The sequence below is a fragment of the Psychrobacter sp. 1U2 genome (genome assembly GCF_051847575.1).
Genome location: NZ_JBPYDC010001646.1, coordinates 1 through 550, shown reverse-complemented (window position 1 = coordinate 550; position 550 = coordinate 1). Strand labels below are relative to the sequence as shown.

Sequence of the window (550 nt, the reverse complement as noted above, 5' to 3'; positions counted from 1 at the left end):
CGACCCAGCCAAACACAAAAAAGTGGCGATGTTTTGTACTGGCGGTATTCGCTGCGAAAAATCCACCGCCTATATGCGTGAGCAAGGGTTTGAAGAGGTCTATCATCTAGAAGGTGGTATTTTGAAATATCTTGAAGAAGTACCCGCCAGCGATTCTATGTGGAAGGGTGACTGCTTTGTCTTTGACAACCGCGTCTCAGTCAATCACAACCTAGAAAAAGGCGAATATGAGCAATGCTTTGCTTGCCGTATGCCTATTACTCAAGATGATATGCAAAGCATCGCCTATATCAAAGGTGAGTCATGTCCGCACTGTATTGATAAAGCGACCGATGAGCAAAGAGCGCGTTTTCGTGAGCGTGAGCATCAGATGCAGTTAGCGAAACAACGCGGTGAAGCCCATATTGGTAGTGATGTCATTGAGGTGATTGAAAAACGTAAAGTGGCTAAGACTGAAGCGCGTCTTTCGTCAGACTCTACTGATTCAGACAAGTTAGGTTAAATGCTCTGTCAGTAAAGCTCATAACAAAAAAAAGAGGCTCAGTTGGCC

The 550-nt window shown here is 44.9% G+C and carries 1 pseudogene; it reads left to right on the top strand.

Annotation, left to right across the window (positions count from 1 at the left end):
- Positions 1–502: pseudogene (locus tag ACS8FD_RS23650) on the top strand (rhodanese-related sulfurtransferase); the annotation flags it as partial.
- Between the last annotated feature and the right edge of the window lie 48 nt (positions 503–550).